Consider the following 13,668-nt stretch of genomic DNA (forward strand, 5'->3'; position numbering starts at 1 on the left):
GGCGGTGGCGACGCGCTGTGGCGGGCGTCCGGCTTGCGAACGTATATTCGACATCATGGTTCGTCTCATGGCCGTCCCCGGCGCGACCCCGCCGGACGTGCCGCGCAGTGCGCTCGCCGACACCGTGCTGGAACGGGTGACGGCCGTGTTCCCGCCCGCCGCCGACCCCGACCGGGCCGGCGCGATGCGGGCGTACATGAAGGACGTGGCGCCCTTCCTCGGCATTCCCACCCCGGAGCGCCGCGCCCTGTCCCGCACCGTCCTCGCGGGCACACCCCGCCCCGACGAGGCCGACTGCACCGCGATCGCGCTGCGCTGCTGGGCGCTGCCCGAGCGTGAGTACCACTACTTCGCGGTGGACTTCGTGCGCCGGCACGCGGCCCGCTGCTCCTCCGGCTTCCTGCCGGTGGCCCGGCACCTCGTGTCCACCGTCCCCTGGTGGGACACCGTCGACCTGCTCGCCGCGCACGTGGTCGGGCGCCTGGTCGCCGCCGACCCCGGGCTCACCGCCGCCATGGACACCTGGATCGGCGACGGCGACCTGTGGGTGGCCCGTACGGCCCTGCTCCACCAGCTGCCGTACAAGGAACGCACCGACCCCGAGCGGCTGTTCGCCTACTGCCTGCTCCAGTCCGGGCACCCCGCCTTCTTCATCCGCAAGGCGATCGGCTGGGCGCTGCGCGAGTACGCGAGGACCGACCCCGAGGCCGTACGGGCCTTCCTGGCGCGGGAACGGGGCCGGTTCGCCCCGCTGACCGTGCGGGAGGCGCTGAAGAACATCGGCGCCTGAACCCGGCCCGGATCGCCTGCCGCGGCCCAACTCGCTTACCGCGAAAAATCATTCGACTCCGGACATGCCCTCCACGATGATCGAGGGCATGTTCCGGTACGCCTTCCTCCTCGCAGCATCCGCCGTCGCGGATGCGCCGAAGGCTGCCGTCCCGCTCCTCGTGGCTGCCGTCGACGGCGCCCGAAGCTGACCCTCTCCGGAACGTCCGGCGGACCCCGCAGGGGAGGGCCGGCCAGTCCTCGGGGTCCCGCGTTTCCTTCCACGGCTGAGAGGCTTCGAGGTACAGCCATGTCCAAAACGGCCTACGTGCGCACCAAGCCGCACCTGAACATCGGCACCATGGGTCACGTCGACCACGGCAAGACCACCCTGACCGCCGCCATCACCAAGGTCCTCGCCGAGCGCGGCACCGGCACGTTCGTGCCGTTCGACCGCATCGACCGGGCCCCGGAGGAGGCCGCCCGAGGCATCACCATCAACATCGCGCACGTCGAGTACGAGACCGACACCCGGCACTACGCCCACGTGGACATGCCGGGCCACGCCGACTACGTCAAGAACATGGTCACCGGAGCCGCGCAGCTCGACGGGGCGATCCTCGTCGTCTCCGCGCTCGACGGGATCATGCCGCAGACCGCCGAACACGTACTGCTCGCGCGGCAGGTGGGCGTGGACCACATCGTCGTCGCCCTCAACAAGGCCGACGGCACGGACGACGAGGAGCTCATCGACCTCGTCGAGCTGGAGGTCCGCGACCTGCTCACCGCCCAGGGCTACCCGGGCGACTCCGTACCGGTCGTACGGGTCTCGGGCCTCCGGGCGCTGGAGGGCGACCCGCGCTGGACGGCGTCCATCGAGGCGCTGCTCGACGCGGTGGACACGTATGTGCCCATGCCGGAGCGGTACCTGGACGCGCCGTTCCTGTTGTCTGTCGAGAACGTGCTCACCATCACCGGGCGGGGGACCGTCGTCACCGGGGCCGTCGAACGTGGCACGGTCCGGGTCGGTGACCGGGTCGAGGTGCTCGGCGCGGGGGTCGAGACGGTCGTCACCGGCGTCGAGACCTTCGGCAAGCCGATGGAGGAGGCGCAGGCCGGGGACAACGTGGCGCTGCTGCTGCGGGGCGTCCCGAGGGATGCGGTCCGCCGCGGGCATGTCGTGGCCGCGCCCGGCAGCGTGGTGCCGCGTCGGAGGTTCACCGCGCAGGTGTACGTGCTCTCCGCGCGGGAGGGCGGTCGTACGACGCCGGTCGCGACCGGGTACCGGCCGCAGTTCTACATCCGTACGGCGGATGTGGTGGGGGACGTCGACCTCGGTTCGGCGGGCGTGGCCCGGCCTGGCGAGACCGTGGAGATGTGTGTCGAGCTGGGACGGGAGGTTCCCTTGGAGCCCGGGCTGGGGTTCGCCATCCGTGAGGGTGGGCGGACCGTCGGCGCGGGCACCATTCACTCCGTCGGTTCGTAGGGGCTGAGGTGCGCGGGGGACCGCGGGCTCGTCGTGGCTGGTCGCGCCCACGCGGCGGTAGCCGCATATCGATGCAGCCCCGCGCCCTCGGACAGGTCCCCGCATCCGGCGTTTGCGGACTCCTGGTGACAATGGTGTCGTGAGTGAAGCCAGACCTGTCATCCGCACCACCGACCATGGGACCGCCAAGCTGATGCCCGATGTGGATCGGGAGCGAGCCTGGCTGCTCACCGTCGACGGGGCGCCGCAGTCGTATGTGGATCTGGACGAGCCGACACATCTGGAGTTCGAGTACGCGCGGCGGCTCGGGTATGTGCTGGATGCCGTGGCCGAGGCCGGGCGGGCGCTGGACGTGGTGCACCTCGGGGGAGGGGCGCTGACGCTCCCGCGGTACGTGGCGGCCACCCGGCCCGGCTCACGGCAGGATGTCGTCGAGGCCGACGCGGGGCTGCTGGAGCTGGTGGTCGAGCATCTGCCGCTGCCGGCGGGCTCGGGTGTCGCGCTGCACGCCGCCGATGCCCGGGCCTGGCTGGAGGCCGCGGCGGATGACTCTGCCGACGTGGTGATCGGGGACGTGTTCGGGGGATCCCGGGTGCCGGCACATCTGACCACGCTCGCCTACGCCCGTGAGGCCGAGCGGGTGCTGCGTCCCGGCGGGGTCTATCTGGCCAACCTCGCCGACGCGGCGCCGTTCGGCTTTCTGCGCTCCCAACTGGCCACATTCGCCGAGTACTTCGCGGAGCTGGTGCTGATCGCCGAGCCGGGTGTGCTGCGCGGCCGGCGGTTCGGGAACGCGGTGCTCGTCGCCTCGCACCGGCCTGTCGACATCGCCGTGGTGGCTCGTCGTGCCGCGGCGGACGTGTTTCCGGCGCGGGTCGAGCACGGGGTGGCGGTGCGGGAGTTCATCGGTGGTGCGTGCCCTGTGGGGGATGCCGATGCTGTGCCGTCACCGGAGCCCCCCGACGGGGCGTTCGGCATCGGTTGACGCGGCCTTGGGGGCGGCGATCGGTTGGGTGTGGTGGGGCCGGTGTGGACGTGCGCGTCGGCCTGTCGACTTCGCCGTGGTGGCTCGTCGTGCCGCGGCGGACGCGTTTCCGGTGCGGGAGTTCATCGGTGGTGCGTGCCCTGTGGGGGATGCCGGCGCTGTGCCGTCACCGGAGCCCCTCGACGGGGCGTTCGGCATCGGTTGACGCGGCCTTGGGGGCGGCGATCGGCTGGGTGCGGCGGGGCAGGGTGCGGACGTCCGGGACCAGCAGCACCAGCGCGGTGACCAGGACGACCAGGACGGCGCAGCCCCACAGCGCGGCCGCCCGGCCGAGAGCGGCCTCGGCGGGGCCCGCCAGCGCCGTGGCCAGGGGCGTGAGCGCGACCGAGCCGAACCAGTCGTACGCCGAGACCCGGGAGAGCTTCTCCTCGGGGATCTCCTGGTGCAGCGCGGTCATCCAGGACACGCCGAACACCTCCACCGTCGTACCGGCGGCGAACATCACGCCGTACAGCACGCCGGTCGGCACCGGCACGGCCAGGGCGGCCGAGGGCAGGGCCAGCGGGAAGACGCAGAGCGTGCCGGCGAGGAGGAGCCGGCGGGGTTTCCAGCGGGTCATCAGCAGGGCGCCGGCCACCGTGCCCGCGCCGAACGCGGCCAGCGCCAGGCCCCACGGTCCCGCGCCGCCCAGGCTGTCGCGGGTGACGAGCGGGCCGTAGACCGCTTCGGCCGCGCCGACCACCGCGTTGGCGATCGAGAACTGTACGACGATGCTCCACAGCCAGGGACGGCCGATGAACTCCCGCCAGCCGTCGCGGAGATCGGCCAGCATGCCCTCGCCGGGTGCGCGCGGCGGAATGTGACTGACGTCGAGGAAGGAGCGCAGGGCGGCGGCGAGGGCGAAGGCGGCCGCGTCGAGCGCGAGCACCCAGCCGGGGCCGACGGCGGCGACCAGGGCACCGCCGAGCGCCGCGCCGCCTAGAGCCGCTCCCTGCGTGGCCATGCGGAAGACGGCGAACGCCCGGCCCGCCTGCTCGCCCTCCACGGAGGACAGCAGCATGCCCTCGGCCGCCGGGCCGAAGAACGCCTGCCCCGTGCCGCCCAGCGCGGAGAGCAGCATCATCTGCCACAGCCGGGGCTCGCCGGCCAGCACGAGCACGGCGAAGGTGCCCTGCGACAGGCAGTTGAGGGCGTTGGCGGCGACCATCACCCGGTGCCGGGGCACTCGGTCCGCGAGCGTGCCGCCGATGAGCAGGAACACCACCAGTGGCAGGGTGCGCGCGGCGGCGACGAGTCCCACGTCCCCGCCGTCGCCGCCCGCGTCCAGTACCGCGAACGCGGCGGCGATGAGCGAGCCGTTCGCACCCAGGCTGGTCACGACGGCGGCGGTGGTCAGCAGGGAGTAGTTGCGGCCCGCCCAGGCGGGTCTGCGCGGGCCGTGCGGGATGGACGCTGGGTTCACCGGGCGACTATCGCTGGCGCGCGTCGCCCGGGCAAACGATTTCTCCAGCGAACGCCCGCCTCGCCAACCGGCCGTGCGGGGCGCTTCTCCGACCGGCCCGCGGGCTCATTGGTTCGTGGGGTCCCCGTGCAGCCGGACCGTGCTGAGGATCTTCATGATGGTCGCCTCGGGCACCTCGCCCTTCACGCCCTTGGCCCCGTAGAAGTTGAACGACACGTAGTCGTGGACCGAGTTCTGGAAGCCGAAGGTGAGCGCCTTGCCGTCGCTGGCGCACTTGCCCTTCTGGGGCGTGTGGGCCGACTGGGCCCACCCGTAGCTGCCCGTGATGCCCGAATTGGTCTTGAAGGGGGTGGCCTTCTTGTCAAAGGTGATGCTCTTCTTGTCGGGCTGGGTGTAGCCGCCGTAGACCCACCAGGCCGGCGTGTTGATCGCGATCTCGTCCGTGCTCTTGGCGCCGCTCGCGCCCTTGGAGCCCACGACGGCCAGGGGGGTGTCCTCGGTGCGGCCGTCCTTGTCGTCGTCGGAGCTGCACCATTTCGGCTGGTCCTCGGCGGTGCCCGACTGGATGATGTTGTCGGCCATCCCGTTCTTCTGCTTCGGGAGGTCGAAGCCGATGTCGAGGCCCGGGGACTGGATCTGCCAGTCCGCAGGCACGTCGTAGGCGACGCCCCACCTGGGGTTCACCACGACCTTCCAGCCGGGGATGGTCGGCTTCTCCGACTGGGTGCCGCGCGGGTCGTCGGTCACCGACGAGGTGGGCGTGGGCTGGGGGGCGGGCGACTGGCTCGCGTGCTGCCCGCCCTTGCCGCCGTCGGCCTGGTCGTTCTTGCCGCCCTTCTTGCCGAGGACGAGATAGCCGGTCACGCCGGCGGCGATCACGACTGCGGCGGCCGCGACGATCGCGATCAGCTTCGTGCGGCCGCCGCCCTGCGGGGCCTGCGGGACGGGCGCGGTGGGCGGCTGTTGCTGCCCCCACTGCGGCTGCTGACCGTACGGCCCGGCCTGCGGATACTGCTGGTACCCGGGCTGCTGGTACGGGTTCTGCTGCTGATGACCCGGCTGCTGGTAACCCGACTGTTGGTATCCCGGCTGCTGATACGGATTGTGCTGCGGGTTGCCCTGTGGGTTGCCCTGCGGGTTTGGCGCGCCCCCTGGCGGCTGCTGATCTGGCCACATGGCCAGTAACCCTAGTGCTGTCAGGGACACGATTCGGTCACCGGCCCTCGTCAGGGTGGTAGCGAAGTGGGGTGGGCGGCAACTCGTGGGCCTGCGGGACCAGGACGCGTATCACCACCACGTGGGCACGCCGCCGGGCGTCAGGGGCTGGCCAGTGACGCTACCCGCCGGTAACATCTGGCTCATGACAGTTGAGAGCGCCTCGATGGGCGAGATGCTGGCCGCCGCGGTTCCGATGGTGCGGACGTTGAACCTGGAGTTCGTCGAGGTGACCCCGGAGCGTGCCGTGTTGCGGCTGCCGGACCAGCCGGACTACCACAATCACATTGGCGGCCCCCATGCCGGCGCCATGTTCACTCTGGCCGAGTCCGCCAGTGGGGCCATCGTGCTCACGGCCTTCGGCGATCAGCTTTCGCGTGCGGTGCCGCTCGCGGTGCGGGCCGAGATCGATTACAAGAAGCTGGCCATGGGACCGGTGACGGCCACGGCGACGCTGGGCCGCCCGGCGGCCGAGGTCATCGCCGAGCTTGACGCAGGCGGGCGGCCGGAGTTTCCGGTCGGTATCGCCATACAGCGCGAAGACGGGGCCGTCACGGGCGAGATGACGGTCGTATGGACCTTGCGGCTGAATGGCTGAGTCGCAGGGGGAGATGCCGTAGCCCCGTTGGCTCGGCTCGATCAGAGTGCGCGCCTTGGCGCCGTCTCCAACTGTAGGCAGAATCCGGCGTACAGCTCGACTCGTCTGTCTTTTTGGCCCAGACCTGTTTCTTTGTGGCCCCGACCTGGTGTTTTGCCTCGGTCGGGGCCACATTGCGTGGGGGGATTGCCTGGTCTGTCCTGGGGGTTCCCGGGAGGTGTGCACCGGCAGGAGCGGGATTCCGCCGCCGTTGACTCAGGACGGGCAGCCGCACCGTTCAGGTGCGCCATGCCCGCGACGGGTGCGAGGTCGGCCGATGAGCCGCAGTGGGTACGGGGTCCTCGGGGGTTCCGTCCCGGCCCGTGCGGAGCATCATGTCGAGCGTCCGGTCCGGGGCGCTCAGACGTGAGGCCGCAGCGGCCCGGAGCGGGTGAGGCGCCCCTTCGGTGTCACCTGTGCTGCGACGCCGCCTCGACCGCATCGGCGGCGAATGCGGCCTTCTCCCGCGCCGAGCCATGCGCCGGACCGGTGCGCCAGACGTCGGCGAGTTCGGCCAGGGAGATGCCGAGCACCTCACTGAGCTGAACGACGGTGCCGAACGCGGGTGTGGGCAGCCGACCGGTTTCGATCTTGCGGAGGGTCTCCGGCGAGATGCCCGCCTCCAGGGCCACCTCGACGAGGCGGCGTCCGCCCCGGGCGCTGCGCAGAACGCTCCCGAGGCGTCGACCAGCAGCGATCTGTTCGGGGGCGAGGGGGAGGCGGACCATGCAACCACGGTATGGCCAGGCCTTGTTGAGGGCAACCACTCCACCGTCTGGTATAAAAATACCTCTACATGTCGCGGGAATCGAGGATCGCTGGTGATCGAGCTCAAGTCTCCTGATCAGATCGAACGTATGCGTGTCACCGGTCAGTTCATCGGCGAGCTGCTCGCGGAGCTGGGCGAACTCGCCGATGCGGGAGTCGATCTGATGGACTTGGAGCACCACGCCCGCCGCCGGGTCAAGGAGCGCGGCGCCGAATCCTGCTACTGGGACTACTCGCCCGCGTTCGGCCGTGGTCCCTTCCGCAACGTGGTGTGCCTCTCGGTCAACGACGCCGTGCTGCACGGACTGCCGCACACGTACAAGCTGCGCGACGGGGACCTGCTGAGCATGGACTTGGCCGTCAGTATCGACGGCTGGGTCGCGGACTCGGCTTACTCCCTCATCGTGGGCACGCCGGCCGAGGAGGACCTGCGGCTGATAGAGGCGACCGAGGTCGCCCTGGAGGCCGCGATCAAGGTGGCCCAGCCAGGCGGCAAGCTGGGTGACATCTCCGCGGCTATCGGCGCCGTCGCCAAGGAGTACGGATACCCGGTCAACCTCCAGTTCGGCGGGCACGGCCTCGGTCGCACCATGCACGAGGACCCGCACGTCCCCAACGACGGCCGCTCCGGCCGCGGCTTCAAGCTGCGCCCCGGCCTGACGATCGCGATCGAACCCTGGCTCGCCGCCGGCACGAACAAGATCGTGTACGACCCCGACGGCTGGACGATCCGCTCGGCCGACGGCTCGCGCACCGCCCACTCCGAGCACACGGTCGCCATCACCGAGGAAGGTCCGCTCGTGCTCACCCGGCGCCCGCAGCGTGAAGAGGGCCTGGAGGACAAGCAGCGGTCGTCGGCAACCGGCGACTGACGAGACGGCGGCAGGCCAACAGCGGCATCAGCCAGGCCCGACACGGCCTCGCACACGGATGCCGGCCGCTGCACGCGGTGCGCCCCTCACACTCGCCAAGCCCAGAGCCGGCCGCCCCCACCCACCCAGGCGGCGACCGCAAGCACTTCTCACAACCCTCACCGGCACCGCTGTCCATGACCGAAATCGCCGGCGTCGACAAGAACGCCACCCACCCGGCCATCGACCGTGACTCGCGAATCAACGTCGGCATGCCGCCCGGCCCGTGCCCTGTGCGCGCCTCCCGCCCCTGCCCGCACCCGCCCTTCCGTTCCGCCGCCGCACCCCATGCGTAGACACCGGGCCGCAATTCGTTCACCGCGACTGGCTGCCACTGCCCTACTGTCGGTGTCTTCACCGGACACCGGACACGCTCCCCGCCACCGAGCGGCACTCCAACTACGGCGTCGCGCAAGACGCCCTGGACGACGCCCGCCCGGCTTCTTCCGTCGCGCCCACCACCCGCACCGCGGCAACGGCGTACTGCTCCTGGCCACCCGCCAGCGCCGCGACACCGACCAGCTCACCGACCCATTCGGCCTGCTGGTCTCCACCGCCACGCTCGGCTGCCCGGCCCCGCCGAGGGTGGCGCCGAACTCGACGCCCGAGAGCGCCCCGAGTTCCCCGCGGCGATCGGGATCCGGTGCGCGGAGGTGCCGTGACGAGCGAGATGACGGTCGTCCGGACGCTGCGTCCCAACAGCCAGGATCGGCAAGGCATATGGGGAAGGGGGCCCGCCGGGGCGCCTCTTGTATGCCTGTGCGTCGCCTCAGGCGGCCCGGTGCCCGTCCCGGCCGTCGGCTTCGTCGTCCTCCAGGTCGGCCACGAACTCCTTGAGCCAGGCGGTGAATTCGGGTCCGAGGTCTGGGCGTGCGCAGGCCAGGCGGACCACCGTGCGCAGATAATCGGCCTTGTCCCCGGTGTCGTAGCGCAGACCGTCGAAGACGACCCCGTGCACGGTGCCGCCCGCCGCGAGGTCCTGGAGCGCGTCGGTCAGCTGGATCTCGCCGCCGCGGCCCGGCGGGGTGCGCTCCAGGACGTCGAAGACGGCCGGGTCGAGGACATAACGGCCGATGACCGCGTACCGGCTCGGCGCGGTCCCGGGCGCCGGCTTCTCCACCAGGCCGGTGACCCGTACGACACCCTCCTCGTCCGTCGGTTCCACCGCCGCGCAGCCGTAGAGGTGGATCTGCTCCGGGTCGGCCTCCATCAGCGCGACCACGCTGCCCGCGTGAGCCTCGCGGACTTCCAGCATGCGGCTCAGCAAGGTCTCGCGCGCGTCGATGAGATCGTCGCCGAGGAGGACCGCGAAGGGCTGGTTCCCGACGTGGTGGCGGGCGCACAGCACAGCGTGGCCGAGGCCGAGCGGGTCGCCCTGGCGGATGTGGTGGATGTCGGCGAGCCGCGCCGGATCGCGCACCGCGTCCAGCCGCACGGTGTCGCCCTTGGCCGCCAACGCCTGTTCCAGTTCGAAGGCGTTGTCGAAGTGGTCCTCGATGGCGCGCTTGTGCCGGCCGGTGACCATCAGGATGTCTTCCAGACCGGCCGCGGCCGCCTCCTCGACCACGTACTGGATGGCCGGCTTGTCGACGACCGGCAGCATCTCCTTCGGGGTGGCCTTGGTTGCGGGCAGGAACCGGGTGCCGAGTCCGGCGGCGGGTACGACCGCCTTGCGGACCGCGGGGCGGGCGGCGGGGGTCGCTGAGGAGTGGGGGGCGATCATGCGGCCCATGCTGCGGGACGCGGATGAGAGCACGCCCGGAGAAGCATGGGAACCGGCTGTGAGGTGATACCGGTGATACGGCCGGTAACTGTTGTGCAATTCGCCGACTTTGAAGTCGAGTCAATCGAACTTCTTGTTTCCTGTGAGTCGCGTGTGCGAAGGTAAGCCTTCCCGCGGGAGGGCAAAGGCAGGCGTTGAGCGCCCCGGCCGGCCCTTTAGGTATGTACCAGATCCAGGTGTGCACCAAATCGGCACTGCTTTCCGATAGGACGGCATTTCGTGTGCGGCCCTGTCGCTGGAAAGGAAATGGTTCCGTGCAGTCCCCATACCCCCCACGCCCACCGTATCCGCCCGTGCCCGGTTCGCCCGGAGAGTCCGACCGCAATCTCGTCGCCGGGCTCGGCGGTCCCCACTACGCCCGCCATCACGCCGTCGCCCTGCTGCTGGCCCGCCACTGGCGGGCCGCCCGCGACCACGCCATCGTCTGCCTGGCCTCCGCCGGTCCCACCGCCCACCTCGTGGCCACGGCCGCCTTCCACGAGGTTCTCGGCCGCTTGGAGGGCGGGGCGATCGGCGGCGCCCTGCGCCCCCAACTGCTCGTCGCCGTCCGCGACACCGTCCGTGCCTGGGCGGCGGACGACGCGGCCTGTGCGGCGCTGCCGGAATTGCGCAGGCCTACCGGTGGTCGCGGACTGCGTGCGACAAAGCCCGGAACGCCAGAAAGGCGACAACTCGCCGAACGCGCTTTCCGCGCCCTTCCCGGTGCCTCGCAATGCCTTCTGTGGCACACCGAGGTCGAAGCCGAGCCCATAAACATACCCGCCGGTCTGCTGGGTATCGCCCCGGCCACCGCGTCGGCGGCCCTGGAGCAGGCGCGTGAGCAATTCCGGGCGGGATGCGTACGCGCGCACCGGGAACTCGCGCCGTCCAGGGAATGCCGTTTCCACAACCGGCTCCTGGACGTCCCCATGCGCCGCGGCGGCGCCCTGCTGCCGGATGTGCGGCAGCATCTGACGGTCTGTGCGTACTGCCGGCACGCCGCCGAGACCTTCGCGCTGTTCGACGACGGCCTGGGCCTCCTGCTCGCCGAGACCGTGCTCGGCTGGGGAGCCCGCCGCTATCTCGACTCGCGCCCCGGCCGCGGCGCCGCCGAGGAGCTGCCACCCCCCTCGGCGTTCTTCCCTGCGAGGCATGAACCGACGGCGGCGCCCGGCGGCAGGCACCGCACCACGCCCGGCGGCCGCCGCACCGCTCTGGCCATCGGCGTCGGACTGACCTCGCTCGTGCTGCTCGCCACCGTCCTCGTGGTCAGAAGCTGGTCCGATGACAACGGTGTCCCCACGCCCGGCGCCACTTGGGGCGCCCCCGCCGACCGCACCACCCGGCCGGGCGGCACCGGCGCCCGGTCCGCCTCCTCTTCCGCCTCCTCCGCCGCCTCGGCCGGCGATCCCGTCGAGGTCGCCCTCGGCAACCTGCGGGGTCTTGGCTCCGGCCGCTGTCTGGATGTCATCGGGGACAGCGTGGAGTCCGGCGTGGGCGTCGGGCTCGCACCGTGCTCGTCCGCCGCCACGCAGCAGTGGTCGTACCAGGACGACGGACTGCTGCGCAGCGCCGCGGACCCGTCCCTGTGCCTTGCCGCCGACCCGGGTACGAAGAGCGTCGTACTGGCCGGATGTGTGGTCCACGCCGGGGAGGTGACGTACGACTTCACCGTGCGCGGCGAGATCCTGCTCCGCGGGCAGGAAGGCCTCGCGCTCGCTCCCTGCTCCGGCTGCGGCTCCGGTGGTACGTCAGCCCGGGTCGGGCTGGCGCCGCGCGACGGTTCGCCTGAGCAGCGCTGGGTGCTGGAGCCGGGGGCGGACGGGGTACGGCGGCCCGATGCGGCGCGGGGTGGGCCTGGCGGGCCGGATGAGCCGGGCGCTCCTGGCGCATCGGCTGCTTCGGGCGCCGGCGGTGCTGACGGTGCTGACGGTGCTTCGGGCGGGGCCGGGGTGCCGAGGGGCCGGCAGCCGGGGGATCCGAAGGGGGATGCCCAGGGCGCGCCTTACGGAGACGCGTCGGGCGGCAACCCGGAGGGCGCGGGCGGCGGGCCGGGGGAGCCGGGTGAATCGGGTGCGGCGAACGAGACCCGGATCGCTCCGGTCAGCGCCGAACGCGACCGGCGGCGGGCCACTCCCGTGCCGCCGGCCGAGGCGGTGCACGCGGCCCACGACGTCGTGTCGTCGGCCGCCGACGCGGTCGCCGCCGTACCGGCGACCGTGGGGGCGCTGCTGCGCTGACCTGCCGCCTCGTGCCGTCTCCCGAACGCCTGATCGCGTTCGAGTCACAGCGCTAAAGTCATGTGAAATTTACCGACGTCGAGTGAATGCCCCGGCGCGTTGCGGCAGGGTGAGTGCACGGTGAAGCGGTCGGACGCTTTGACGGGCTTGTGGTGGTGTGGCGTGTGGACCCCGGTGGTCCCGCGCCCGCACCCACGAGCGGAATAACAGCGTTTCCCCGTTCTTGTGGGGAATTCGACCCGCTGGCCGAATCGATCTCACCAGCCAAGAAAAGGGCGTGACGTTATTGACCCGTGAGTAACCCGGGGCTAGGTTCCGGTGCCCTCACATCAGAGCGTTCCGCCGCACACCCCCCACCGTGCAGTCTCGACGATCGTGCCGGAGCCATCATGACCCCCCCTGCGCGCGCCCTCGACCTCGTCCTTTGCCTCACCCCCTGCGGAGAACCCGACGCCGGTCTCACCGCCGCTGCGTGCGCCGCCGGCGCGCTCGGCGTCCTCGACCTCGGTACCGGCGACCGAATATCACGAGAGGAGCTGGCGCGGCTGAGACGGGCCGCCCCGGGCCCCTTCGGGATACGGGTGACCGGGCGCTGCGCCCTGACCCCGGCCGATGTCGGCGACGCCCTCGACACGGTGGTCCACACCCCGGACGCCACCTGGAATCCGGCTGAGCTCCCCTCGTCATGCCGGGTGTTGACGGAGGTCACCGACCTCGGTCAGGCGCGCGCGGCCGTACGCGCCGGCGCCCAGGGGCTGATCGCCCGGGGCGCCGAGAGCGGCGGCCGGATCGGGGAGCTGAGCACCTTCGTGCTGCTGCAGCAGCTGCTGTCCGACGAGGAGTCGGGCACGGTACCGGTCTGGGCGTGCGGCGGCATCGGGCCGCGTACGGCGGCCGCCGCCGTGGCCGGCGGTGCCGCCGGGGTCGTCCTCGACAGCCAGCTCGCGCTGCTCCCCGAGTCGGGGCTGCCGGAGGCGGTCCGGTCGGTGCTGCGCACCCTCGACGGCTCGGAGACCGTGGTACTGGGCGGCCACCGGGTCCTGCGGCGCCGCGGACCGGACGCCCCGCGACCGCCGGCTGACGACCCCGAGGCGGTCGCGTCCCTGCTGGGCACCCGCGATCCGCGCCGCGGGCTGCTGCCGGTGGGCCAGGACGGCTTCCTCGCCGCCCGCTTCGCCGAACGGCACGGGAACGTACGGCGGGTGGTGCGGGCGGTGTCGGAGGCGATACACGAGGGCGCCGATGGTGGCCTGGCGTCGGCTGGGATGGGCGAGGTGGCCGACGTCGGCCCGGTGCCGGCTGTGGTGTGCGAGGTGGCCGAGGGCGGTTCGGTGTCGGCTGGGATGGGCGAGGTGGCCGACGGCGGTTCGGTGTCGGGGGGGATGGGCGAGGTGGCCGACGTCGGCCCGGTGCCGGCTGTGGTGTGCGAGGTGG

The 13,668-nt window shown here is 71.8% G+C and carries 13 protein-coding genes; 9 read left to right on the plus strand and 4 right to left on the minus strand.

The features are described 5' to 3' along the window. Positions 1–67 precede the first annotated feature (67 nt). From M878_RS85085 to M878_RS85095, 4 genes are all read left to right on the plus strand, one after another. Complete coding sequence (locus tag M878_RS85085) at positions 68–790, plus strand: DNA alkylation repair protein (protein ID WP_023552388.1); 723 nt, start codon at positions 68–70, stop codon at positions 788–790. A gap of 64 nt (positions 791–854) precedes the next feature. Further along, on the plus strand, positions 855–980 hold the full coding sequence (locus M878_RS000000101160) for a hypothetical protein (protein ID WP_023552391.1): 126 nt from the start codon (positions 855–857) through the stop codon (positions 978–980). Between the two features lie 98 nt (positions 981–1,078). Beyond that, positions 1,079–2,254, plus strand: coding sequence for an elongation factor Tu (tuf, locus tag M878_RS85090; protein ID WP_023552392.1), 1,176 nt, complete (start codon positions 1,079–1,081; stop codon positions 2,252–2,254). Positions 2,255–2,393: 139 nt separating this feature from the next. Continuing rightward, positions 2,394–3,239 carry a spermidine synthase gene (locus M878_RS85095; RefSeq protein WP_023552394.1) on the plus strand — a complete coding sequence of 282 codons (846 nt, stop codon included), beginning with the start codon at positions 2,394–2,396 and terminating at the stop codon, positions 3,237–3,239. 166 nt (positions 3,240–3,405) lie between these two features. Here M878_RS85095 and M878_RS85100 read toward each other — a convergent pair whose 3' ends face one another. Both M878_RS85100 and M878_RS49655 read right to left on the minus strand, forming a co-directional pair. Then, on the minus strand, positions 3,406–4,701 hold the full coding sequence (locus M878_RS85100; protein WP_023552396.1) for an MFS transporter: 1,296 nt from the start codon (positions 4,699–4,701) through the stop codon (positions 3,406–3,408). A 105-nt stretch (positions 4,702–4,806) separates the two neighbouring features. Beyond that, positions 4,807–5,877, minus strand: a complete 1,071-nt coding sequence (locus M878_RS49655) for a DUF8017 domain-containing protein (protein ID WP_031226760.1) — start codon at positions 5,875–5,877, stop codon at positions 4,807–4,809. Positions 5,878–6,061: 184 nt separating this feature from the next. Between M878_RS49655 and M878_RS85105 the strand changes: the two genes are divergently transcribed. After that, on the plus strand, positions 6,062–6,514 hold the full coding sequence (locus tag M878_RS85105; protein ID WP_031226761.1) for a DUF4442 domain-containing protein: 453 nt from the start codon (positions 6,062–6,064) through the stop codon (positions 6,512–6,514). A gap of 449 nt (positions 6,515–6,963) precedes the next feature. Here M878_RS85105 and M878_RS49660 read toward each other — a convergent pair whose 3' ends face one another. Further along, on the minus strand, positions 6,964–7,281 hold the full coding sequence (locus M878_RS49660) for a helix-turn-helix domain-containing protein (RefSeq protein WP_051430147.1): 318 nt from the start codon (positions 7,279–7,281) through the stop codon (positions 6,964–6,966). Positions 7,282–7,374: 93 nt separating this feature from the next. Here M878_RS49660 and map point away from each other — a divergent pair, with 93 nt between their 5' ends. Both map and M878_RS97875 read left to right on the plus strand, forming a co-directional pair. After that, entirely contained in the window at positions 7,375–8,193 is an 819-nt protein-coding gene (gene map, locus M878_RS85110; protein WP_023552405.1) for a type I methionyl aminopeptidase, read from the plus strand. A 176-nt stretch (positions 8,194–8,369) separates the two neighbouring features. Then, a complete protein-coding gene (locus M878_RS97875) occupies positions 8,370–8,528 on the plus strand; it encodes a hypothetical protein (protein WP_158692824.1) in 159 nt (52 codons plus the stop codon). A 473-nt stretch (positions 8,529–9,001) separates the two neighbouring features. Here the strand turns inward: M878_RS97875 and galU are convergent, their stop codons facing one another. Further along, the gene (gene galU, locus M878_RS85115) at positions 9,002–9,955 is read right to left on the minus strand and encodes a UTP--glucose-1-phosphate uridylyltransferase GalU (protein ID WP_023552407.1); all 954 of its coding nucleotides are present in this window, start codon (positions 9,953–9,955) and stop codon (positions 9,002–9,004) included. A gap of 314 nt (positions 9,956–10,269) precedes the next feature. On the opposite strand from galU, the gene M878_RS85120 reads away from it, so the two are divergent. Continuing rightward, positions 10,270–12,234 carry an RICIN domain-containing protein gene (locus tag M878_RS85120; protein ID WP_031226764.1) on the plus strand — a complete coding sequence of 655 codons (1,965 nt, stop codon included), beginning with the start codon at positions 10,270–10,272 and terminating at the stop codon, positions 12,232–12,234. Between the two features lie 389 nt (positions 12,235–12,623). Continuing rightward, the coding region (locus M878_RS85125) for a nitronate monooxygenase (RefSeq protein WP_031226766.1) at positions 12,624–13,668 on the plus strand (1,045 nt) is incomplete at its 3' end.

The sequence above is a fragment of the Streptomyces roseochromogenus subsp. oscitans DS 12.976 genome (assembly GCF_000497445.1).
GTDB lineage: Bacteria > Actinomycetota > Actinomycetes > Streptomycetales > Streptomycetaceae > Streptomyces > Streptomyces oscitans.